20 protein-coding genes and 1 pseudogene are annotated in these 22,382 nt (G+C 70.7%); 5 read left to right on the top strand and 16 right to left on the bottom strand.

Translation table 11 applies throughout. The features are described from left to right. Positions 1-67: 67 nt before the first annotated feature. The 4 genes from OG266_RS29800 to OG266_RS29785 form a co-directional block, all read right to left on the bottom strand. The gene (locus tag OG266_RS29800) at positions 68-1,384 is read right to left on the bottom strand and encodes a beta-xylosidase (protein ID WP_371549317.1); all 1,317 of its coding nucleotides are present in this window, start codon (positions 1,382-1,384) and stop codon (positions 68-70) included. Between the two features lie 238 nt (positions 1,385-1,622). Next, positions 1,623-2,099: a hypothetical protein gene (locus tag OG266_RS29795; RefSeq protein ID WP_266462573.1), complete on the bottom strand. Its 477-nt coding sequence runs from the start codon at positions 2,097-2,099 to the stop codon at positions 1,623-1,625. A gap of 418 nt (positions 2,100-2,517) precedes the next feature. Further along, entirely contained in the window at positions 2,518-2,871 is a 354-nt protein-coding gene (locus OG266_RS29790) for a cytidine deaminase (protein ID WP_371549315.1), read from the bottom strand. Positions 2,872-2,933: 62 nt separating this feature from the next. Then, entirely contained in the window at positions 2,934-3,755 is an 822-nt protein-coding gene (locus OG266_RS29785; protein ID WP_266464292.1) for a helix-turn-helix transcriptional regulator, read from the bottom strand. A 148-nt stretch (positions 3,756-3,903) separates the two neighbouring features. Between OG266_RS29785 and OG266_RS29780 the strand changes: the two genes are divergently transcribed. Beyond that, positions 3,904-5,373, top strand: a complete 1,470-nt coding sequence (locus OG266_RS29780; RefSeq protein WP_371549313.1) for an MFS transporter — start codon at positions 3,904-3,906, stop codon at positions 5,371-5,373. On the opposite strand, the gene OG266_RS29775 is transcribed toward OG266_RS29780, so the two are convergent. From OG266_RS29775 to OG266_RS29755, 5 genes are all read right to left on the bottom strand, one after another. Next, the gene (locus tag OG266_RS29775) at positions 5,335-5,694 is read right to left on the bottom strand and encodes an MmcQ/YjbR family DNA-binding protein (RefSeq protein WP_371549312.1); all 360 of its coding nucleotides are present in this window, start codon (positions 5,692-5,694) and stop codon (positions 5,335-5,337) included. The two genes, OG266_RS29780 and OG266_RS29775, sit on opposite strands and share 39 nt — an antisense overlap. Continuing rightward, on the bottom strand, positions 5,691-6,995 hold the full coding sequence (locus OG266_RS29770) for a hemolysin family protein (protein WP_371549310.1): 1,305 nt from the start codon (positions 6,993-6,995) through the stop codon (positions 5,691-5,693). The genes OG266_RS29775 and OG266_RS29770 overlap by 4 nt, the downstream gene beginning before the upstream one ends. Continuing rightward, positions 6,992-7,489 (bottom strand): rRNA maturation RNase YbeY, encoded by a 498-nt coding sequence (ybeY, locus tag OG266_RS29765; protein WP_266462558.1) that lies wholly within the window; start codon positions 7,487-7,489, stop codon positions 6,992-6,994. The genes OG266_RS29770 and ybeY overlap by 4 nt, the downstream gene beginning before the upstream one ends. A gap of 36 nt (positions 7,490-7,525) precedes the next feature. Next, positions 7,526-8,575 carry a PhoH family protein gene (locus OG266_RS29760; protein WP_266462555.1) on the bottom strand — a complete coding sequence of 350 codons (1,050 nt, stop codon included), beginning with the start codon at positions 8,573-8,575 and terminating at the stop codon, positions 7,526-7,528. A gap of 161 nt (positions 8,576-8,736) precedes the next feature. Further along, positions 8,737-9,528, bottom strand: coding sequence for an IclR family transcriptional regulator (locus OG266_RS29755; RefSeq protein ID WP_371549307.1), 792 nt, complete (start codon positions 9,526-9,528; stop codon positions 8,737-8,739). A 107-nt stretch (positions 9,529-9,635) separates the two neighbouring features. Here OG266_RS29755 and OG266_RS29750 point away from each other — a divergent pair, with 107 nt between their 5' ends. The 3 genes from OG266_RS29750 to OG266_RS29740 all read left to right on the top strand — a co-directional run bounded on the left by OG266_RS29750 (position 9,636) and on the right by OG266_RS29740 (position 13,310). After that, positions 9,636-10,625 (top strand): 5-dehydro-4-deoxyglucarate dehydratase, encoded by a 990-nt coding sequence (locus OG266_RS29750; RefSeq protein ID WP_371549305.1) that lies wholly within the window; start codon positions 9,636-9,638, stop codon positions 10,623-10,625. Beyond that, positions 10,622-11,917 (top strand): glucarate dehydratase family protein, encoded by a 1,296-nt coding sequence (locus tag OG266_RS29745; RefSeq protein WP_371549303.1) that lies wholly within the window; start codon positions 10,622-10,624, stop codon positions 11,915-11,917. The genes OG266_RS29750 and OG266_RS29745 overlap by 4 nt, the downstream gene beginning before the upstream one ends. Before the next feature lie 283 nt (positions 11,918-12,200). Further along, positions 12,201-13,310, top strand: coding sequence for a carbohydrate kinase family protein (locus OG266_RS29740; protein ID WP_371549302.1), 1,110 nt, complete (start codon positions 12,201-12,203; stop codon positions 13,308-13,310). Positions 13,311-13,405: 95 nt separating this feature from the next. On the opposite strand, the gene OG266_RS29735 is transcribed toward OG266_RS29740, so the two are convergent. Continuing rightward, the gene (locus tag OG266_RS29735) at positions 13,406-15,040 is read right to left on the bottom strand and encodes an IS200/IS605 family accessory protein TnpB-related protein (protein ID WP_371549299.1); all 1,635 of its coding nucleotides are present in this window, start codon (positions 15,038-15,040) and stop codon (positions 13,406-13,408) included. Between the two features lie 148 nt (positions 15,041-15,188). Here OG266_RS29735 and OG266_RS29730 point away from each other — a divergent pair. Next, positions 15,189-15,542: pseudogene (locus tag OG266_RS29730) on the top strand (MFS transporter); the annotation flags it as partial. Positions 15,543-15,551: 9 nt separating this feature from the next. Here the strand turns inward: OG266_RS29730 and OG266_RS29725 are convergent. From OG266_RS29725 to OG266_RS29700, 6 genes are all read right to left on the bottom strand, one after another. After that, the gene (locus OG266_RS29725) at positions 15,552-16,544 is read right to left on the bottom strand and encodes an adenosine deaminase (protein ID WP_371549298.1); all 993 of its coding nucleotides are present in this window, start codon (positions 16,542-16,544) and stop codon (positions 15,552-15,554) included. A 115-nt stretch (positions 16,545-16,659) separates the two neighbouring features. Next, entirely contained in the window at positions 16,660-17,565 is a 906-nt protein-coding gene (locus tag OG266_RS29720; RefSeq protein WP_371549296.1) for a ribonuclease Z, read from the bottom strand. Between the two features lie 6 nt (positions 17,566-17,571). Further along, positions 17,572-17,925: a histidine triad nucleotide-binding protein gene (locus OG266_RS29715; protein ID WP_371549294.1), complete on the bottom strand. Its 354-nt coding sequence runs from the start codon at positions 17,923-17,925 to the stop codon at positions 17,572-17,574. 118 nt (positions 17,926-18,043) lie between these two features. Then, the gene (locus OG266_RS29710) at positions 18,044-21,259 is read right to left on the bottom strand and encodes a S41 family peptidase (RefSeq protein ID WP_371549292.1); all 3,216 of its coding nucleotides are present in this window, start codon (positions 21,257-21,259) and stop codon (positions 18,044-18,046) included. Positions 21,260-21,323: 64 nt separating this feature from the next. Continuing rightward, on the bottom strand, positions 21,324-21,884 hold the full coding sequence (locus OG266_RS29705; protein ID WP_371549290.1) for a hypothetical protein: 561 nt from the start codon (positions 21,882-21,884) through the stop codon (positions 21,324-21,326). 102 nt (positions 21,885-21,986) lie between these two features. After that, a complete protein-coding gene (locus tag OG266_RS29700) occupies positions 21,987-22,379 on the bottom strand; it encodes a VOC family protein (RefSeq protein ID WP_266462516.1) in 393 nt (130 codons plus the stop codon). Positions 22,380-22,382: the final 3 nt, after the last annotated feature.

Raw genomic sequence — 22,382 nt, 5'->3', positions numbered from 1 at the left:
GTGCGGACCCCCACGGACGAGGTGGACGGGCGGGTGCGCGCCCGGCCACGAGGTGCGGATGGACGAATCAGCTGAGCGTCAGCGTGAGAACGCCCGAGTACGAACCCGGCGGGGTGAACGCCGGTACGTTCAGCGACAGTTGGGCGTCAGCGGTGAACTCACCACCGGTGACCGTGCCGTTGGGGGCGGACGCCAGTGTCGCTCCCGAACTGCCCACCGTGCCGGACGAACCGGCCTGGCAGGTGCTCAGGCTCCCGGCCTTGGTGGCGCATGCCGGGGTCCAACTCAGTTGACCGGCGTCGATCTTGGCGCCGGGCGCGGTGAAGTCGGTGACCTTGCCGACCAGGGACCAGCCCGCGGGTCCGCCGCGGAAGTCCTGGACGGTCACTGTGTTCAGGGCGCCCGTCGACGGACCGCCCTTGCCGAACTCGACGGCCGAGAGGTCGACGGTGTCGCCGTCCTGGGTCATCGACAACGACCCTGCGGTCACTGTGGTGTTGAGCTTCTGACTGTTCGGCGGGACCGGTGTGTTGTCGATGACGGTGTACGTGGCCGGGCCCGCGCCCAGGTCGCTGCTCCAGCTGCTTCCCTCGTACGCCACGACGCCGGTCGTCGTCTTGTCGTTGACGGTCAACGCGCCGGTGATGGCGCCCGCCGCGGTCGCGGTCACGGTGGCCGTGTCCGCGGTCTGACTGACACCGGACCGTCCGGCGAGCGTGACGGTCGCACCCGGGGTGAAGTTGCTGCCGGTGACGGTCACGCTGTCACCGGGGTTCCCGGAGGCCGAACCCAGCTGAATGGCACGGGTGTTGGGCTGGGGTGTGTCCGCAGCGGTGATCGTCTCGGAGACCGGCGCGGGCGCGTTGGTGACCGTGCAGGGGGTGTCCAGCTCCAGGATGTAGCTGGTGTGGATGTTGTAGTCGCCGGGCGAGAGCGTGATGGCACCCGGGCTGGTGACCGTGAAGGTGCCGGTCATGGTGAACCCCGGGAAGGGGGCGTTGCCCGCCACCGGGTCGTTCTTCTTCGGTCCCGCGACGGTGACGCTCCCGGTCTGGGCGCCGCCCAGCGTGACCTTGCCGGACGGCGTCATGATGTCGGCCGGCAGGCTGATGGCCGTGGGGTTGTTCGCGGCGGGCTTGACCACCTCGTACGTCACCGTGACGGTGTCGCCGACCGTGGGACTGGCGTTGTCCACCGTGATGACCGCGGTGGTGGTGCCGTCGATCGGCGGGATGCCCGCGATCTCCGGCGGGATGCAGTGCGTGGGGAAGTCCACGTTCGTGGCCGCCCCGGCCGGACCGGCCAGCGCGCCTGTGGCTGTGACCGCGAGAGCGGTCACCCCGAGGAGCGCCGCCCAGCGGCGTCTTCGAGCTGTCGAACCCATGATTGACATGGTTGCCCCCTCCTGAGGGATGCGGGCGCAGCGGCTCTTCTGCGCCGACAGGGGGCCATTGATGTGCGGGTAGTGTGAAAAGTCAATGGAATCCGGCCACAGCAACTGATGGGCCATCAGATTTCGTAGATACCGCCAACAGTGCGCGGCAGAAGGCCAGTTGGACACGCGTCAACGCGAGGACCGGTGCCGCTGCGCGCGGGCGGCACCGGTCTGCGCGTACTGGGGCCTACTCGAACACGAACGGGCCCGGGGACTGCGGCGCGTTCGCGTTGCAGGTGATGGGGATCCCGAAGACCACCAACTGCAGGGAGCCGCCGTAGGCCTCCAGGCTGTCACCGGGGGCGACAGTGCCGTCCAGGGGGCCGACCGAGACCCCGCCGCCCGCCGGGATGGCGGGGTTCTTCGTACCGCTGAAGACGCTGGTGCCGCCGCTCGCCTTCACCAGGGTCAGCGTGGCGCTGACCGTGTCCTGGTCCAGGGCGAGCGGGGTCGTGATCTCGGTGGAGGTGACGGTGATGGTCGCGGCCGTGCCGGTCTGCGTGGCCGTGAGGGTGGCCTCACCGTCGCCGACGATGCTGCAGGTCGCTGTGATGGTGGCCGTCAGTGGGGTGACGGCCGCGGCGGTCGGCGCGAACGCCAGCCCGGTCACCGCGAGGGTGCCTGCGGCTAACGCCGCGACACTCCCGAGTCGCTTGCTTCTCATCGGATTCCCTTCCCTTGTACGGGAATTGCCATGTGGGGATGGAGGGACGGCGCCGCCTTGCGCCGGGCACACGGACGCGTCACCGGTACGCCGGTGAGGGTGCGGAGTGTTGTGTACGCGGACCGCCCACGTACGTGGTGCGGGACGCCACGCGGCGGTGTTTCTGACGGTCCGTCGGAACTGACGGTTCCATTGATGCGCGAGCGGCTCGCCAACGCAAGCGATTGCCGACGGATTCCTCCAGGGGTCAGCAAAAGTGGCCGAAGGTTACCCCGGGTAAGTCTCTTTTTCGCCCCTAGCCGGAGGGGCTGATTTCAGCCCGTCCGGCGTTTGAGGACGAGCGCGTTCAGCGCGAAACGGAGGTCTGGGGGCGGAGCCCCCAGAAACGGGACGGGAAGGAGCGGAGGGGGCGAAAAACTCAGCCCGCCACAACCCTCACCCGCAGAGCCCCGTCGGGCCCGGCGACCAGCACCGGCGTCCCGGCCCCGCCGAGATCCCGCACAGCCGCAAGATCCTCCGCAGCGGCGGCCTCCGCCTCCGTCACCACCGCCGCCGCCTCCAACGACTTAGCCCCCGAAGCCACAGCCATCGCCACAGCCGTCCGCAGCGCACTCAGCCGCAACGAGGGCAGATCCACGGTCCCGGCGACATACGTACGCCCCGTCTCGTCCCGCACGGCCGCCCCCTCGGGCACACCGTTACGGGCCCGAGCCGAACGAGCCAGGGTGACGATCTTGCGGTCCTCGGGATCGAGGGCGGAGTTCTCGGTCATGGACCGAGCTTATCGACACGCCGGCCAGGACTTTCGTACACCCGGCCACCACTCCCCAGGTCCTAGCCCGCCACCGGATACATGGACCCCCGCCGCCCCTCCGGCGTAGCCAGCCACTCCAGCTTCGCCGCGGTGTTCGCCTCCGGCAGCGGCGTATGCAGGACGACGGTGAGATCGGGCCGCGCGGGCACCTTCATCGCGGTGGACTCGACGGCCAGCACCCCGACCAGCGGATGGTCGAGCTCCTTGCGGATCTGCCCCGCGTCCTGGATGTCGCGCCGCTCCCACAGCTCGGTGAACTCCGTACTGCCCGCCTTCAGCCGGGCCAGCAGCTCCTGGAACCCCTCGTCGTCCGGGGCGGCGGCACAGGAGGCACGGAACTGGGCGACCACCGTGCAGGCGTTCCGCTCCCAGGTCCGCGAACGCCCCCGGTAGAGCGGGTCGTTGAAGAAGTCGACGATGCAGTTCTGGGAGTTCTCGGGACGCATCCCGAGGACCATGGTGGCGGCGTCGTTGTACATCACGCAGTTGTAGTACTGGTCCATGATGTGCGCCGGATACGGCATCCACGTGTCGATCAGCCGCCGCAGCCCGTCGCACATGTCCCGCACCTCGGGCGCGACTTCGGGCGCCGGCGGATTCAGCCCGGCGAGCACATACAGATGGCGGCGCTCGGCGTTGCTCAGCCGCAGCACACGGGACACCGCGTCGAGGACCTGCGGCGATACGGAGATGTCCCGCCCCTGCTCCAGCCACTGGTACCAGGACGCGCCCACCCCCGCGAGCACGGCGACCTCCTCGCGGCGCAGCCCCGGGGTACGGCGCCGGGCCCCGCCGTCCGGCAGCCCCGCCTCGGCCGGAGTGACCCGCGCACGGCGGCTCATCAGGAACTCGCGCAACTCCCGCCGTCGGTGCGTCTTGAGCGCCGCGTCTTCAGCCACGTACGAATCCCCCTACTGGCGACTGGTGGTGCGACCACCAGCATAAGTTCCGGCTCCCCACGGTTATTCCGGCCGCAGCAAGCTCTTGCCCATGCCGACCGACACAACCTCCAGTCCCCTGAAACACCCGAAGCAGCGCCCCCTCGACACCCGCCGGTCCACCCGCCTGTCGACCCGCGACAAGCTCGTCCTCTTCGTGCTCTGCGCGGCCCAGTTCATGGTCGCGCTCGACTTCTCCGTCCTGAACGTGGCGCTGCCCGTGCTCGGCAAGGACCTGGGCATGAGCCAGTCCGCCCTGCAGTGGGCGGTCACCGCCTTCGCGCTGCCGTCGGGCGGATTCCTGCTCCTGTTCGGCCGCATCGGCGACCTGTACGGGCGCCGCAGGCTGTTCCTGACGGGCCTGGCCCTGTTCGGCGCGGCCTCGCTGCTCGCGACCTTCGCCTGGGACCCGGCGTCGTTCCTGACCGCGCGGGCGCTGCAGGGTCTTGGCGCGGCGGCGATCGTGCCGACGGGCATGTCGCTGCTGACGACGACGTTCCCCGAGGGCCCGGCGCGCGACCGTGCCCTCGGCATCTCCGGCACGCTCCTGTCCCTCGGCTTCACGGTCGGCATGGTGGCGGGCGGTGTCCTGACCGACGTACTGAGCTGGCGTTCCACGATGGGCCTGCTCGCGGTCTTCGCGCTGATCGTGCTGCCGCTGGCGCCCGGCCTGCTCCCCGAGTCCCGCACCCCGGACCGCCCGCGCCTGGACATCCCGGGTGCCGTCACCGTCACCGGCGGTCTGCTGGCCCTGATCTACTCGCTGTCGACGGCGGCCGAGCGCGGCTTCGGCGGCGCCGACGTGATCACGACCCTCGTCGCGGGCGTCGCGCTGCTCGCCGCCTTCGGGTACGTCGAGTCGCGCAGCGAAGCTCCCCTGGTGAGTCTGCCGATGCTGCGCCGCCGCACGGTGGCGTGGGGCAACCTGGGCGGTCTGGTGACCTTCTCGATGATGTCGACGGTGGTCTTCGTCCTGACCCTGTACCTCCAGGAGACCCTGAACCTCTCCGCGTTCGAGACGGGCCTGGTCTTCGGCGTGCAGGGCGTCATGTCGGCCGTCGCCGGAGTGAACGCCCCGAAGGTCATCGGCCGCTTCGGCGCCCGCCGCACGCTGGTCGCTTCGCTGGCGGGCCAGGGTGTCCTCACCGCCGCGCTGCTCGGCCTCGGCGAGGGCGGCCGGTCGGTCTGGCTGGCCACCGCCGCGGTCTCGCTGGCCAGCATGTGCCACCTCGGCGCGATCATCTCGTACGGCCTGACCGTCACCTCGGGCGTCCCCAATGAGGAACAGGGCCTGGCCACCGGCCTGGTGACCTCCACCCAGCAGGTCGGCCTCACCATCGGCATCCCGCTGCTCGGCATCCTGGCCACCACGTCCACCGACCTCCTGTCCGGAGTCCACACGGTGCTGTCCCTGGACGCGGCGATCCTGCTGGTGGCGGCGGTGCTGGTCGCGGCGGGTCTGCGCCGGGGCCGCCCGGGGACTTCAGGGGCGGTCGAGGCGGAGGCGGTCGGCCTTCGGTAGGCCGGCGACGACGAGGTCGTAGCTGTCCTCGATGAGCTCCCGGACCAGGCGGTCCGGGAGTTCGCCGTCGACCGTCACGGTGTTCCAGTGCCGCTTGTTCATGTGATAGCCGGGGATGATCAGGCCCGGATACTCCTCGCGCAGCCGGACCGCGTCGTCGGGGTCGCACTTCAGGTTGACCGTCAGTGGCCGCGCGCCCAGATTCGTCAGCGCGAAGAGCTTGCCCAACACCTTGAAGACCGAGAGGTCCGGGTTGAAGGGAAAGTCCTCGACGGTCGCGTTGAAGGACAGACAGAACGCGCGCAGCCGCTGCGGAGTCACTCCGGCTTCTCCTCCTCGGCAGGATCCGCCGCGCCCACCGGCTCGACGAGCACCGTGACGATCTTGTTCCGGCGTCCGGCCGCGGCCTCCGCCGTCAGCCGCAGTTCCCGCCCGTCGGGCAGCTCGACCACCGACGAAGCCCCGGCGATCGGGACGCGCCCGAGCGCCTTCGCGAGTAGCCCGCCGACCGTCTCGACGTCCTCGTCGTCGTACGCCTCGAAGCCGTACAGCTCGCCGAGGTCGCCGATGTCGAGGCGGGCGGTGACGCGGTAGCGGTCGTCGCCGAGCTCCTGGACCGGCGGCAGCTCACGGTCGTACTCGTCGGTGATCTCGCCGACGATCTCCTCGAGGATGTCCTCGATGGTGACGATGCCGGCCGTGCCGCCGTACTCGTCGATGACGACGGCGACGTGGTTGCGCTCCTGCTGCATCTCGCGCAGCAGATCGCCCGCGTTCTTGGTGTCGGGCACGAAGGTGGCGGGCCGCATGGCCGTCGACACCAGCTCGGACTCGGCCTCGCGGCTGATGTGCGTCTTGCGGGCCAGGTCCTTCAGGTACACGACCCCGACGATGTCGTCCTCGCTCTCCCCGGTGACGGGAATGCGCGAGAAGCCCGACCGGAGCGCCAGGGTGAGCGCCTGCCGGATGGTCTTGTACCGCTCGATGACGACGAGGTCCGTCCGCGGCACCATCACTTCCCGTACGAGGGTGTCGCCCAGCTCGAAGACGGAGTGCACCATGCGGCGCTCCTCGTCCTCGATGAGGGACTCCTTCTCGGCAAGGTCGACCAGGGCGCGCAGCTCGGCCTCGGAGGCGAACGGGCCGCGCCGGAAGCCCTTGCCGGGGGTGAGCGCGTTGCCGATGAGGATGAGGAGCGGCGGGATCGGGCCCATGATCCGCGCGAGCGGAAGCAGTACGTACGCCGCCGCCGTCGCCGTGTTGAGCGGGTGCTGGCGGCCGATGGTGCGCGGTGAGACGCCGACCGCGACGTACGAGACGAGGACCATGACGCCGATGGCGACCGCGAGGGCCTCCCAGGTCGCGTCGAACTCCTGCAGGCACGCGTACGTGACGAGCGCGGAGGCGGCCATTTCGCAGGCGACGCGCACCAGCAGCGCGACGTTCAGATAGCGGGTCGGGTCGGCGGCGACCTTGGCGAGCTTCGCGCTGCCGCGCCGACCGGACCGTACGGCCTCCTCCGCCCGGAAGCTGGAGACGCGCGCGAGGCCCGCCTCCGCGCAGGCGGCGAGCCACGCGACGATGACCAACAGGACGGCGCCGGCGACGAGTTGCGGACTCATGACACGGTCGGGGCCGGTGAGGGACCCGTCATGCCCTTGTCCGCGCGCCAGCCGTCCACGATGGCCGCCTGAAGACCGAACATCTCGGCCTTCTCGTCGGCCTCCTCGTGGTCGTAACCGAGCAGGTGCAGCACCCCGTGGACGGTCAGGAGCTGGAGCTCCTCGTCCATGGAGTGCTGCGTCTCTGCATCCTTGCCCTGCTGCTCGGCGACCTCCGGGCAGAGCACGATGTCGCCGAGCAGACCCTGCGGCGGCTCGTCGTCGTCCTTCGACGGCGGCCGCAGCTCGTCCATGGGGAACGACATGACGTCCGTCGGCCCCGGCAGGTCCATCCACTGGATGTGCAGCTGCTCCATGGCGTCGGCGTCCACGACGATCACCGAGAGCTCGGAGAGCGGGTGGATACGCATCCGCGCGAGCGCGTAGCGGGCGATGTCGAGGATCGCCTGCTCGTCGACCTCGGTTCCGGACTCGTTGTTGACGTCGATCGACATGGCTGTGCTGGTCTCCTGCTTTAAAAGTTACGGCTCTTAGTGCCTGCGGCCCTTGTGGGAGCCGTTCTCGGTGCCGTTCTCGCTGTCGTACTTCTCGTACGCGTCGACGATACGGCCGACCAGCTTGTGCCGTACGACATCGCTCGACGTGAGCCGGGAGAAGTGGATGTCCGGAAGGCCCTCCAGGATGTCCTGGACCTGCCGCAGACCCGACTTCGTGCCGCTCGGCAGGTCGACCTGGGTCACGTCACCCGTGATCACGATCTTCGACTCGAAGCCGAGCCGGGTCAGGAACATCTTCATCTGCTCGGGGCTCGTGTTCTGGGCCTCGTCCAGGATGATGAAGGCGTCGTTGAGCGTACGGCCGCGCATGTAGGCGAGCGGCGCGACCTCGATCGTGCCCGCCGCCATCAGGCGCGGGATCGAGTCCGGGTCGAGCATGTCGTGCAGCGCGTCGTACAGCGGGCGCAGGTACGGGTCGATCTTGTCGTAGAGGGTGCCCGGGAGGAATCCCAGGCGCTCTCCCGCCTCCACCGCCGGGCGGGTGAGGATGATCCGGCTGACCTGCTTGGCCTGGAGCGCCTGGACGGCCTTCGCCATGGCGAGGTACGTCTTGCCCGTACCGGCGGGGCCGATGCCGAAGACGATGGTGTGCTTGTCGATGGCGTCGACGTACCGCTTCTGGTTGAGCGTCTTGGGGCGGATGGTGCGGCCCCGCCAGGACAGGATGTTCTGCGTGAGGACCTCGGCCGGGGTCTCCTCGCCGTCGCCCTCCCCGTTCTCGCTCGCTCTGAGCATCGCGATCGAGCGTTCCACGGCGTCCTCCGTCATCGGCTGCCCGGTGCGGAGCACCAGCATCATCTCGTCGAACAGGCGCTGGACGAGGGCGACTTCGCCGGCGTCGCCCACCGCGCTGATCTCATTGCCCCGGACATGGATGTCGGCCGCCGGGAAGGCCTTCTCGATCACGCGCAGGAGGGCGTCGCCGGACCCCAGCACAGTGACCATGGGGTGATTCGCGGGGACCGTGAAACGCGCTCTTGCCTGCCCCTGTGCGGGGGTCTGTGCTGTGGGTGTCTGAGTCATGGGCCGGCTCTGAGGCCTGCTTTTCCTCCTCGATCGGCACGCTTGCCACGGGGGCAGCCTTGCGATTCCAAGAGTACGACCCTGCACTGACAAGTCCGTAGGGCTTTTCACCGTGACGTGGACCGTCGACGCACCGTGACCTGGACCGTCGCCGTGCGGCCTCAGCGCCAGTGCGGGGCTCCCGCCGCCCCCGGGGCCGCCGTCTCGATCTTGGCCCGGATCTCGCGCATGACCGTGATGATCCGGTCCTCGTGTGCGGAGGTCAGCCGGGCCACCGGAACCGAGCAGCTGACGGCGTCCTGGGCGGGGACGTCGTACCGCAGGGCGAAGCCGAAGCCGACGATGCCGAGGACGCCCTCCTCGCGGTCGACGGAGTAGCCGCGGGCGCGGGTGCGGGCCAGGTCCGCCGCGAGGGCGTCGCGCCGGGTGTGGGTGTGCGGGGTGGCGGCGGCGTACGGGCCCTCGGGCAGCTTCTCGTCGGGGCGTTCGGCCAGCAGGGCCTTGCCCAGTGCGCCCACGTGGGCGGGGAGCCGGCGGCCCACCCGGCTGATGGTGCGCAGGTACTCGTGCGATTCGCGGGTCGCGAGGTAGGCCACGTCCGTGCCGTCGAGGCGCCCCATGTGGATCGTCTCGCCGAGCGCCTGCGAGGCCTCGTCGAGGTAGGGGCGTACGGCGCGCACGCGCGGGTCCGAGTCCAGATAGCTGGTGCCGGTGAGGAGCGCGTGGATGCCGATGCCGTAGAGCGAACCCGTGACGTCCGTGCGCACCCAGCCCCGGCCGATCAGGGTCTGGAGCAGCGCGTACATCGAGCTGCGGGGCACTTCGAGCGCGTCCGCGAGCTCCTGGAGGCGTGCCGGACGGTCGCCCCGCACGGCGAGCAGTTCCAGCAGTTCGACCGTGCGCGCGGCGGACTTCACCTCGCGCACTCCGCGCTCGTCAGTGGGTTCCGGCATGTGCAGATCGTAAGCGTGGCGGCCCGGCCCATTGACGTCTCTCGTTCGCGTACCTAATCTCCATCTTCATACGTAGACGACATCTACATACGGAGATGATGACAGGGATGACCGCGGACACGCACAGGAAGGCCGTCGTGGAGCGGCTGCGCGAAGGGATGGCACGCGGCGTGCTGTCGTTCCCGCTCACCAGCTTCCACCGCGACGGCTCCCTCGACCTCGACGGCTTCCGTACACATGTGGCCGCGCAGATCGCCACCGGCCCCGGCGCCGTCTTCCCGGCCTGCGGCACCGGCGAGTTCTTCTCACTGGACGAGGACGAGTACCGGAAGGTCGTCGCCGCGACGGTCGAGGCGGCGGCAGGGCGCGTGCCCGTCGTCGCGGGTATCGGGTACGGCTGGGCCCAGGCCGCCCGGTTCGCGCGGATCGCGGAGGAGGCCGGCGCCGACGCCCTGCTTGTGCTGCCGCACTATCTCGTCGCCGCGCCGCAGGACGGGCTCGTCGCACAGGTGGAGCAGATCGCCGTACGGACACGACTGCCCCTCATCGTCTACCAGCGCGGCCAAGTCACCTTCAGCGCCGAGTCGTTGAGGCATGTCGCCCGCATCCCCGGCGTCATCGGACTCAAGGACGGACACAGCGACCTCGACCGCCTGCAGCGGCTCACCCTCGCCGCGCCCGAGGGGTTCCTGTTCTTCAACGGGGCCGCCACGGCGGAGATCCAGGCCCGCGCGTACGCCACGGTCGGCGTCCCCGCGTACTCGTCGGCCGTGCACGCCTTCGCGCCCGAGATCGCCGACGCCTTCTTCGCGGCGCACCAGGACGGTGACGACGCCGCCATGGACCGGCTGCTGCGCGACTTCTACATCCCCTTCGTCGAACTCCGCGACCGCCGGCCCGGCTACGCCGTCTCGCTCGTGAAGGCCGCCGCCCGGCTCCGCGGCCACCCCGTCGGCCCGGTCCGCGCCCCGCTCACCGACCCGTCGGCAACGGACCTCGCCGACCTGGAAAAGCTGCTCGCCACCGGACTCGCCCTCGTCCCCACCTCCGCCTCCCCCTCCACCCCTACCTCCGCCTCCGTAGGAGCCGCCCTGTGACCCGCGATCTGACCATCACCGACGTGCGGCTGACCCCGATCCTGGTGGCCGACCCGCCGCTGCTCAACACGCAGGGCGTGCACCAGCCGTACACCCCCCGGCTGATCGTGGAGGTCGTCACGGCGGACGGTGTGACGGGCGTCGGCGAGACGTACGGCGACGGCAAGTACCTCGAACTCGCCCGCCCCTTCGCCGACAAACTGGTCGGCCGCCAAGTCTCCGACCTCAACGGCCTGTTCACCGTCGCCGACGAGGTGGCCGTCGACCAGGGCCGGGTCGACGACCAGATCGACGTCGGCGGTCTGCGCGGCGTCCAGACCGCCGACAAGCTGCGCCTGTCCGTGGTCTCCGGCTTCGAGGTGGCCTGCCTGGACGCGCTGGGCAAGGCACTCGGGCTGCCCGTGCACGCGCTGCTCGGCGGCAAGGTGCGGGACGCGGTGGAGTACAGCGCGTACCTCTTCTACAAATGGGCCGAGCACCCCGAGGGCGTCGAGAGCGAGAAGGACGACTGGGGCGCCGCCGTCGACCCAGCCGGAGTCGTCGAGCAGGCGCGGAAGTTCACCGAGCGGTACGGGTTCACCTCGTTCAAGCTGAAGGGCGGTGTCTTCCCGCCGGACGAGGAGATCGCCGCCGTACGGGCACTCGCCGAGGCGTTCCCCGGGCATCCCCTGCGCCTGGACCCCAACGGCGCCTGGTCCGTGGAGACTTCACTGAGGGTCGCCGAGGAGCTGGGTGACGTACTCGAATACCTGGAGGACCCCGCACTCGGCACGCCCGCCATGGCGGAGGTCGCCTCCCGCACCTCGGTCCCGCTCGCCACCAACATGTGCGTGACGACCTTCGCGGAGATCCAGGAGGCCTTCACCAAGGGGGCGGTGCAGGTCGTCCTGTCCGACCACCACTACTGGGGCGGACTGCGCAACACACGTGAACTCGCCGCCATCTGCCGCACGTTCGGCGTAAGCGTGTCCATGCACTCCAACACCCATCTCGGCATCTCACTCGCCGCGATGACCCACGTCGCCTCGACGGTCCCCGACCTCCACCACGCCTGCGACTCCCACTACCCCTGGCAGTCCGAGGACGTACTCACCGAGCGCCTCACCTTCGAGAACGGCTCGGTCAAGGTCTCCGACGCCCCCGGCCTCGGCGTCGAACTCGACCAGGACAAACTCCGCTTCCTGCACCAGCGCTGGCTCGACGACGACGGCAAACTGCACGACCGCGACGACGCGGCGGCGATGCGGATCGCGGCCCCGGACTGGGTCACACCGGCCGTGCCGCGCTGGTAGTCACCGGCGCCGCTTCCCTTCAAGCCGACCTCGCCGATCCTCTGGACTCACCGAGGTCGGTTTCCTGGTCCGCGGCGGCGGCCGCAACGACCGTATCCGGCCGCGCCCCGCGAGAGCCTTCACGCCCACCGCGCCGAAGGCCGCACCGGACGCCGCCCCCCGGACCTGCGGGAACGGCTCCGGCGGGAGCCTGACGCGACGGCAGTTGCGGGCGTGCTCCGCCGCTCCGCCCGCAGCGTGGTGCAGACTGACTTGAAATCAGCACCACGTCAGGGAGCGCACCGTGACCGCAGCCAACGGAGAGCGACCGTACAGCCACGCGCCCGTCGACCCGCTCGCCGGGCTGCGCGCGCCCCAGGATCCGCCCTGGGACGTCTACCTCACGGGCACCGTCTTCCTCGACATCATCTTCACCGGGCTCGACTCCGCCCCGGTGCGCGGGACCGAGTCCTGGGCGCGCGGGATGGGGTCGAGCCCCGGCGGCGTGGCGAACATGGCGACGGCGCTGGCGCGGCTGGGCCTGAAGACCTCGCTGGCGGCGGCCTTCGGGGACGACCACTACGGGGAGTACTGCTGGGACGCCCTGGAGCAGGGCGAGCACATCGACCTCTCCCCGTCCCGCACGGTGCCCGGCTGGCACTCGCCGGTCACCGTGTCGATGGCGTACGAGGGCGAACGCACGATGGTCTCGCACGGCCACGAGCCGCCTCCGGAGGAGCCGGCGCCCGACTGCCCGCCGAGCGCGCGTGCCGCCGTCGCCGCGCTCACGCCGGGCAAGCCCGCGCCGTGGATCGCGCAGGCCGCGAGCAAGGGGGCCCGGATCTTCGCGGACGTCGGCTGGGACGACACGGGCGCGTGGGATCTGGCGGGGCTGTCCGACCTCGCGCACTGCGAGGCGTTCCTGCCCAACGCCGAGGAGGCGATGCGCTACACAGGCGCCTCTTCCCCTCGGGCCGCGGCCCACGCGCTCACGGAGCACGTGCCGCTCGCCGTGGTCACGCTCGGCGCCGAGGGTGCGTACGCCGTTGACGCCGGCACCGGCCAGAGCGCCGAGGTGCCCGCCATCGCCGTCGAGGCCCTGGATCCCACCGGCGCCGGTGACGTCTTCGTCGCCGGCTTCGTCATGGCCACCCTCGCCGACTGGCCCCTCGCCGACCGCCTCGCCTTCGCCGGCCTCACCGCCGCGCTCTCCGTCCAGGAGTTCGGCGGCTCCCTCTCCGCCCCCGGCTGGTCCGAGATCGCCGCCTGGTGGCGCCGCGTCCAGTCGGTCGACGACCAGGACCCCGCCGCCCTCGACCGCTACGCCTTCCTGGAGCCCCTACTCCCGGAGACTTCCCGCCCCTGGCCCCTGAGACGAGCAGTCCCCACCATCGGCTTCGGCCGCTCAGCCTGATCCCAGGGTTGCCGCGGAGGCATTTTTTCGCCCCCCGCCCCCTCAAATGCGAATTGCCCGAGCATTCCTGTCCGTCGACAGCCGCCCAACCGTTGCTAATAGCTGAGCGGGAGTGAGTCCTGTAGCCAGGACGCATGCTCAGCCATGTGCCCCGAACGGTGTTGGGCACACTGGTCTCCCGCTTTCGCTCCACCACCGGGCGGCGCGCATCGCGTGCGCGGTCCGGGAACGTGGGGGCGGGTTTCCTCACGCCCTCGGGTGTCCGGTCGGGCCTGGCCGGTCCGATGCCCCTGCACATCGCTCTGGTGTACAGGGGGCGGTGCCGCCCGTCGCCTGATCGGATGTCCGAGTGCGCGCCTTCCGACCCCGATGCTCGCCGCATCGTGCCGGGTGGTCTTGCGGGTGGGGGTGGTCAGGGGTTTCTGCCAGTGCTGGCCGCCCCAGCGGCTTGTGTAGGCGGGGTCGACCGCGACGATGGCCATGTCCTGCTCGGCGGCCATCGAGACGAGCCGGGCCTTGAGTCTCGCGGTCGGGAAGCGGGAGATCAGTCGGCGGAAGCGTTTGTTGCGGCCGTGCTTCTCCCGGCTCCTGCCGTCGGTGAAGTCGAGATCCTCGACGGCGATCGCGGCGACGCCGCTGCGCCGGGCGAAGTGCAGCAGCCGCGTTAGCGCGTGCCGGATCTGCGCATCCCGGTGATCCGCGTTCCCGGTCAGGTCGTAGAAGAAGCGCTGCGGCTCCCCGACCGGATTGCCGTGGGTATCGAGCTGCCAGGCAGCGAGGTGGTCGTCGTTCATGTCCACCCCCACCACCCCCTGAGCCAGGGCCGCTTCCAGGGGCAGCACCGGCGTTGCGGCCCGCTGCCAGGACGCGGTCACATACCAGCGGCCTCGCACCGTGTCGTGGTGGATGCGGTAGGCCACCGCCCGGTTGGCGGTGATCCGGTCGAGCCACTCCTGGCCCCGGTACTGGAACGCCACCCGTGCGTCGAGCACGTACCGGCCGTGCGGCGCGTTGGCCAAGTGCGCCAGCGGGAGCGGGAGTTTGAGGGAGAGCTGTCCGCTGTCGGTGACGCGGATCGTCTCGTTGCCGAAGCGTTTGCCGGACTCCCCGTCGGCGGCCAGGAACATCCGCGCCGCCTCCCACCGCTCACGCCACGCCCGCTCACTCAGCCCGGCCTCAGCGAGGTGGTGACGAGTGTTCATCAGACTTCGGCCGCCGCGCACCACACGCACCCGGCCCGCCGCCCAGTCCGCCTCCACCACCGCCAGCCGTCCCTGCAGCACGTGCAGACGCCGGGACTTGGCATGCCACTCGGCACGCGAGGCATACCCCCGTACCAGGCCCTCACGTTTACAGGCCTTGGCGCCCAGCGGCCGGGCCAGCCGCGCCGCAATCTGCGCGATCTGCCCCCGCAGCCAAGTGATGTGGGCGGCCTGACCGCGCCGGGCCAGCGCCCACTGGTCATGCGTCGCCTTGGTGACACTCCCCGCCCAACGCGCGGACGAGCGCCCGGTCAACTCCCGCTTGCGCACCGCCCAGGCGGCCGCATCAGGCGCCGCGCCCTGCTGGGAACGGACTACGAGATCCTCTGCGGCCAGCGAGCCCAGGAAGGCGCCGACCTCACACAGCACCGTCTCGTCCGCCCCCGACACCCTCAGCCGGTCTCGGATCGCCACCCCCGCAGGGCCGGGCACCACGAACGATGCCGCCAACTCTCGTACCCCGCCCACCCGTTCACCCCCGCCCGACCGAAGATCCCATCACTGCAGTCAACGAACACCACCGGCAAAGGTCACCCGTTCGGCCCAGGAACTTCCGTTCCCCTCCCGAAGACAGTCCAGCATGCACGCCGCGACACACAAGATTGCGCGGCGGCCGACGTACGTGATCGGCCTCGCCGCGTCCCTGGACCCGCGCGGCCGCTGGGCGGTCCTCGTAGGCTCCGCCTCCTCACTCGGCACGGCGTGCGGCCCGCTCACGGGCAGCCTGCTCTCCGCCCGGGCGGGCTACCCGGCGATGGGCACGATCCTGGCCCTCGGCCTGCTCCTGCTCACGGTCCCGATGACGGCCGTGGCCCTGCGCACGAGCACGGCCAGGACCCGGTACGCCACCCCCGAACACACGGTGGTGGAGATCTCGTTGGACGCGATCCCGGCCCAGCGGACGGCGTACGACACGGCAGGACCCCGGCAGGCAGCAACAGCGGCCGCACCGGGGCCCGGCCCCACGTAGAAAGCCCGTCTACTCGAACTCGTACGCCGCCACCTCGGCGATGTACCGGGCCCGCCGCTCCTCGTCGTGCTCGAGGAAGGACGCCTCGAAGGAGTTGCGGGCCAGCTCCCGCAACCGTTCCTGATCGACCCCCAGCGCTTCCCGCACCGCGTGGAAGGTGTCCCCGACGTACCCCCCGAAGTACGCGGGGTCATCGGAGTTCACGGTGCACAGCAGCCCGGCGTCCATCATCGCGACCAGCGGATGGTCCTCCAGCATCTCCACGGCCCGCAGCCGTACGTTCGACAGCGGGCACAGCGTCAACGGCACCCGCTCGCGCACGAGCCGCTCGACCAGCGCGTCGTCCTCCATGCAGCGCAGCCCGTGGTCGATGCGCTCGACGCCGAGGACGTCCAGCGCCTCGGTGATGTAGGACGGCGGCCCTTCCTCACCCGCGTGCGCGACGCGCCGCAGCCCGAGCGCGGCGGCGGCCTCGTACACCTCGCGGAACTTGACCGGCGGGTGCCCGACCTCGGCGGAGTCGAGGCCGATGCCGACGATGCGGTCGAGGTACGGCTTCGCGGCCTCCAGGGTGTCCATGGCCGACTCGGCGGACTCGTCGCGCAGGAAGCACATGATCAGCTGGGTGGAGACACCGTGCGTCTCCTCACTGCGCGCGAGCGCGCGGGAGAGCCCCTCGACGACGGTCCCCATTCCCACCCCCCGCGCGATGTGCGCCTGCGGGTCGAAGAAGATCTCGGCGTGCCGCACGCCCTGCGCGGCGGCGCGCGCGAGGTAGGCGTCAGCGAGGTCGGTGAAGTCCTGTTCCGTCCGCAGTACGGCCATGAGCTCGTAGTACAGGTTCAGGAACGACTGGAGATCGTCGAAGAGATACGCCTTGCGCAGCTCTTCGGTGTCCGCGTACGGCAGGGTCACGCCGTTGCGCGCGGCGAGCGCGAAGGCCAGCTCGGGTTCGAGGGTGCCTTCGATGTGGAGGTGCAGTTCAGCTTTGGGGAGGGGCATCAAATCATCGTAAAGGCGATTCCCCACAGCTCCGGAACCGGCACTCGAACTACCACCCGAACCACCGTCAACGCCGCTTCGGAACCGGCACTCGCACCGCCACCCGAGCCCACCATCACCGCCGCTTGGGAACCGGCACCCGAACCAGATCGTGCGCCACGGTCAGCTCCCCCTCGAACCCGGCGGCCCGAGCCTGCCGCTCGAACTCATCCGGTTCGGAGTACCGCTGACTGAAGTGCGTGAGCACGAGATGCCGTACGCCGGCGTCCTTGGCCACCCGGCCAGCCTGACCAGCCGTCAAATGACCGTGATCCGAAGCAAGTTGCTCGTCCTCATCAAGAAACGTCGACTCGATGACCAGCATGTCGCACCCCTCGGCAAGCGCATACACCCCGTCGCACAGCCGGGTGTCCATCACGAACGCGAACCGCTGCCCGCGCCGGACCTCGCTCACCTCGTCGAGGGAGACTCCCGGAAGGGAGCCCTCTCGCTGCAGCCGCCCGACATCAGGTCCCCGGACCCCCCGCTCGGCGAGCCGCTCGGACAGCATCCGCCGCCCGTCGGGCTCGACAAGCCGGTAGCCGTACGACTCGACGGGGTGGGAGAGCCGCCGTGCCTCCAGCGTGTACGAAGCGCTCACAGCAAGCACCCCATCGGCGTCGACCGGCGCCTCGGTGAGCGCGACGGTCTCGCGGTACGCGGTGGCGTACCGCAACCGGTCGAAGAACCGCTGCCCGGAGCGCGGATAGTGCGCGGTCACCTCGTGCGGCACCCGGTCGAGGTTGATGCGCTGGATCACCCCGGCGAGCCCGAGCGAGTGGTCGCCGTGGAAGTGGGTGACACAGATCCGGTGCAGATCATGGGCCGCGACCCCGGCACGCAGCATCTGCCGCTGCGTGCCCTCGCCGGGATCGAACAGCAGCCCTTGCCCGTCCCAGCGCAGCAGGTAGCCGTTGTGGTTGCGATGGCGGGTGGGGACCTGGCTGGCGGTGCCGAGGACCACCAATTCACGTACGGACAAGGCCGGTTACCCCGGCGGCCACTGCATGCCACGACCACCGAGGAGGTGGGCGTGTGCGTGGAAGACGGTCTGCCCGGCACCGCTGCCCGTGTTGAACACGATGCGGTAGCTGTCGAGCTTCTCCTCGGCCGCGACCTGACCGGCCTCGCGCAGTATGTCCGCGGCGATGCCGGGTTCGGCGGCGGCCAGTGCTGCCGCGTCCGGGTGGTGCACCTTGGGGATGACCAGGATGTGGGTGGGCGCCTGGGGGTTGATGTCCCGGAACGCCACGGTCGTCTCGGTCTCCTGGACCATGTCGGCCGGGATCTGCCCCGCGACGATCTTGCAGAACAGGCAGTCGTCCTGCGGCTCTCCCACCATGCGTGTGCCTCCTCACGTGGTCCGGTCAGTACGCCAGCATCGTATCGGCCCTACCGATCAAGGGCGCCCTGCCCGGTAGGGGCGGATGTTCCAAGCCACAACGCACCCGCAGAAAAGATCAAAGCTGCGGCAGAGCGGGCGCAGCCTTCGCCGGGTTCTCGGCAAGCGCAGCCAGCGCGATCCGGATCGCCTCGTCCAACTGTGTGTCGCGCCCCGCGGCGTAGTCCTGCGGGGTCTGGACGACCTCGACGTCCGGATCGACGCCGTGGTTCTCCACGCCCCACTCGTAACCCTCGAACCAGAAGGCGTACTTGGGCTGGGTGACGAGGGTGCCGTCGACGAGCCGGTAGCGGCTGTCGATGCCGATCACGCCGCCCCAGGTCCGGGTGCCGACCACGGGACCGATGCCCAGCGCCTTGATGGCCGCGTTCACGATGTCGCCGTCGGAGCCGGAGAACTCGTTGGCGACGGCGACGACGGGCCCGCGCGGCGCGTCCTCGGGGTAGCTGTACGGGCGCATGCCGCGGGGCAGGTCCCAGCCGACGATCCGCCGGGCGAGTTTCTCGACGACCAACTGGGAGGTGTGGCCGCCGCGGTTCTCGCGGACGTCCACGACGAGTCCCTCGCGCGCCACCTCGACGCGCAGGTCGCGGTGGAGCTGCGCCCACCCGGAGCCGACCATGTCGGGCACGTGCAGATAGCCGAGCCGTCCGCCGGACTGCTCGTGGACGTAGGCCCGCCGGTCGGCGACCCACGCGTGGTAGCGCAGCGGTTCCTCGTCCGCGAGGGGCACCACGACGGCGTGCCGCGGATCGCCGCCGCCGGACGGGGAGACGGTCAGCTCGACCGGCTTGCCCGCCGTGCCGACGAGCAGCGGTCCCGGCCCGGCCACCGGGTCCACCGGCCGCCCCGCGACCGCGACAATGGCGTCCCCGGCGCGCACGGCGACCCCGGGCGCGGCGAGCGGCGCGTGTGCGTCGGGGTCGGAGGTCTCCGAGGGGAGGATCCGGTCGATACGCCAACTGCCGTCGTCGTGACGGGAGATGTCGGCCCCGAGCAGCCCCTGCGCACGGTCACCGCCGCCCCATCCGCCGCCGCGCGGCATGACGTACGCGTGCGAGGTGCCGAGTTCGCCCTGCACCTCCCACAGGAGGTCCACGAGGTCGTCGTGGGTGGCGACCCGTTCAAGCACCGGCCGGTACCGCTGAAGGACCCCGTCCCAGTCGGTCCCTCCGAGATCGGGCCGCCAGAAGTTGTCCCGCATGAGGCGGCCGGTCTCGTCGTACATCTGCCGCCACTCGGCGGCCGGGTCGACGGTCTGTCGTACGCGCGACAGATCGACGGTGATGTTGGTGTCGCTCTCGTCGTCGTTCGAGGCGCGCCGGTCGCTCGGTACGACCTTGAGTTTGCCGTCGGTCCACAGCAGGACGCGCTTGCCGTCGCCGCTGACGGCGAAGTGGTCGGCGTCGGCGGCGAGATGCTCGATGCGCTGCTGGACGAGGTCGTACCGCTCCAGTTCGGTCTTCGGGTCCGGGTCGTCGGGGGTGGCGCGGGAGGAGCCGAGCACTCCGCGGACGGGATGCCGCAGCCACAGCAGTCCGTCCTTGGCGGCGCGAAGGCCGGAGTAGCGGGCGGCCTCGACGGGGAACGGCACGATCCGGTCGGCGAGTCCGTCGAGGTCGATCCGGGTCGCGGGGGCGCCCTCGCTGTCGGGCGTCTCGTCCTTGTCGGGCGCCTCGAAGGGGCGGCCGTGGCGCTGCGGTCCGAAGGGCGAGGGGGTGGTCGCGGCGAGCGTGATGAGGTGCGGTCGCGAGCCGCCCACGAACGCGAGGTCGAAGACGTGCTCGTCGTAGACCGGGTCGAAGGACCGGGCCGAGAGGAACCCGAGGTGCTTGCCGTCGAGGGTGAACGCGGGTGCGTAGTCCCGGAAGCGGAGCGGGGTCGCCTCGGTCACCGACAGGTCGGTGGTGTTGGCGAGCTTGAGCTGGCGCAGCGGGCGCGGGCCGGGGTGCGACCAGGCGAGCCAGGCGGAGTCGGGCGAGAAGGCGAGGCCGCTGACGTCGCCGTTCTCGCTGCGGTCGACCTCGCGGACCTCTCCCGTCTCGCGCTCGACGAGCAGGACGCGTCCGTCGTGCGAGGCGACGGCGGCGCGGCTGCCGTCGGGTGACATCGCGAGCCCAAGGACCCGCCCGAGCTGTCCGGCGGCGAGCCGCCGGGGTGTCGCGCCGGGCGCGACGCCGGTCGCGGGGGCGAACTCCAGGGCGTCGTCGCCCTCGGCGTCCGTCACCCACACCACGTGTTCCTCGCCCTCCGCCCGGAAGGTGCGGGGCAGCCGGGCGCGTACGCCGGGTTCGGCGGCGAGCGCGCGGGCCGGGCCCGAGCGGTGGGTGACCCAGTGGACGGAGCCGCGCACGGCGATCGCGCTGCCGCGTCCGGTGTGGTCGGGCGCGGCGGCCCCGAACCAGCGGGAGGCGCTCACGGGATGCGGCTGCAGGTCGACGCGCTGTCCGCCGAGCCTGAGGTCGAGCCGGCGCGGTTCGGCACCGTCCAGGTCGTCGAGGAGCCACAGTTCACCGGCGGACGCGTACACGACCCGGGTGCCGTCGGTCGCCGCGTGCCGCGCGTAAAAACCGTCGATCTCGGTGTGCCGCCGCAGGTCGGACCCGTCCGGGAGAGAGGAGTAGACGGCCCCGACGCCTTCGTGATCGGACAGGAAGGCGACCCGGTCCCCCACCCACAGGGGGTACTCCAGGTTCCCGTCCAGCCCTTCATGCAGCCGTACGAACTCCCCGTCGCCCTCCCGGTCGATCCACAGCTTGCCCGCCGTACCGCCCCGGTACCGCTTCCACCAGGCGGCCTCGCGCCCCATCGGAGCGGACAGCAGCAGCACGCCCCCGTCGCCGTGGGCGACGTCGCCGACGGGCCCGTACGGGAGAGTGGTGGCCGGACCGCCGTCGAGCGGGATCGCCCGCGCCCAGCTGCGGCGCAGGCTCGCCTGTCCCTGCGTACTGAGCGCGAGCACCTGCCCGTCGGGGGTCCAGCCGCGCACCTGGGTCTTCGAACTCCCCCAGTACGTCAGCCGTTTGGACGGTCCGCCGTCCAGCGAGGCGGCATGCACCTCGGGGGCGCCGTCACGGGTGGACGTCCAGGCGACGGTCGTACCGTCCGGGGAGATGCGCGGATGGTTCACCGGAACGTTGTCTGCGCTGACCCGCCAGGCGCGGCCCGCCCCGTCCAGCGGGGCGACCCAGACGTCGTCCTCGGCGGTGAAGGCGACCAGATCGCCGTGCAGATGCGGAAACCGGAGATACGCGGAGGGTGCGGACTCTGTCACCCGATCACCTTAGGCAGCGATCACGCCCCCGGACAGGGGTTTCGATCACTTACCTCCCCGCACGTCACTTGCCCTGGGGCCAGCACGTGGGGTTCCCCTGGCAGTAGATGGTCTTGGTGACGGTCACGGTCACAGTGGGGCCGGGCTGCTGTGGGTTGTTGACGGGCGGGGTGTATCCGGGCGTGCTGGGGGTGTCGCAGTTGCCGAGACCCTTCACGTGGAACCACTCCTTGCCGTCGATCCTGGCGGTCAGATCACCGCGTACGCACCGGCCGTCGACGGCCCGGGTGACCTTGCCCGTGACGGTGATGTCCTTCCCGTCCGAGGTCTCCCCCGTGCAGTCGACGTCCGCCACGGTGTTCTCGGTCGGCGAGGGCGTCTTCCCGGGCGTGTAGGCCTTGTTGCCGCCGCCGAACGACGCCGTGCAGGTGAGCCACCGCACATCCGCCTTCTGCCGCTCGAGTTCCTTCGTCACGGTCTGGTCGGTCGTGTACGCCACGGAGGCGGAGCTCAGCCCTGCGGGGTCGCACGCGACGACGCCGCCCACGGCGACCGCCACGAGACCGGCCGCCGCCATCGTCCGCCGCTGTCCGGCCCGTCTTCCTATCCGCCTCAAAGCCCCCATGACTGGCAGCGTGCCACCGTCCCGGGTGGCGCGGAAGACCGCATGCGGCCACTGCCGCATCCTCACGCGTCACACTCGAACACCTGGGCGCCGACCGGGGATTCAGGCGAGCAGCAGCTGCCACTCCTGCAGCTCCACCAGGTTCCCTTCCGGGTCCTTGAGGTGGGCGACGCGCATGCGGTCGGTCATGGGTGCGGGGCCGTGCAGGATGGTCGCGCCGCGGGCCGTGATCTGCTCGCAGTACGTGTCCAGGTCGTCCACGCGCAGCACCACCAGTGAGCGGTGTCCCGTCGCCATGTCGCCCAGTTCGCCGAGGACTTGGGCCATCATCGCGCGGTCCTGGAGGGCGATGCCCGCCGAGCCGGTGACCGGGCTGAACTTCTCGTACGGTCCCCCGGTCGCGCCCGACTGGGGCTTGAGGCCGAGGACTTCCGCGTAGAAGCGGTAGCAGGCCGGGAAGTCGGAGACGAGCAGACGTACTTGGGCGAGTTCCAAGGG

It is taken from the genome of Streptomyces sp. NBC_00554, assembly GCF_041431135.1.
In the GTDB taxonomy this organism is placed as follows: domain Bacteria; phylum Actinomycetota; class Actinomycetes; order Streptomycetales; family Streptomycetaceae; genus Streptomyces.
Note: the sequence above shows the minus strand (reverse complement) of the source record. Positions and strands in the feature narration are given on the sequence as shown.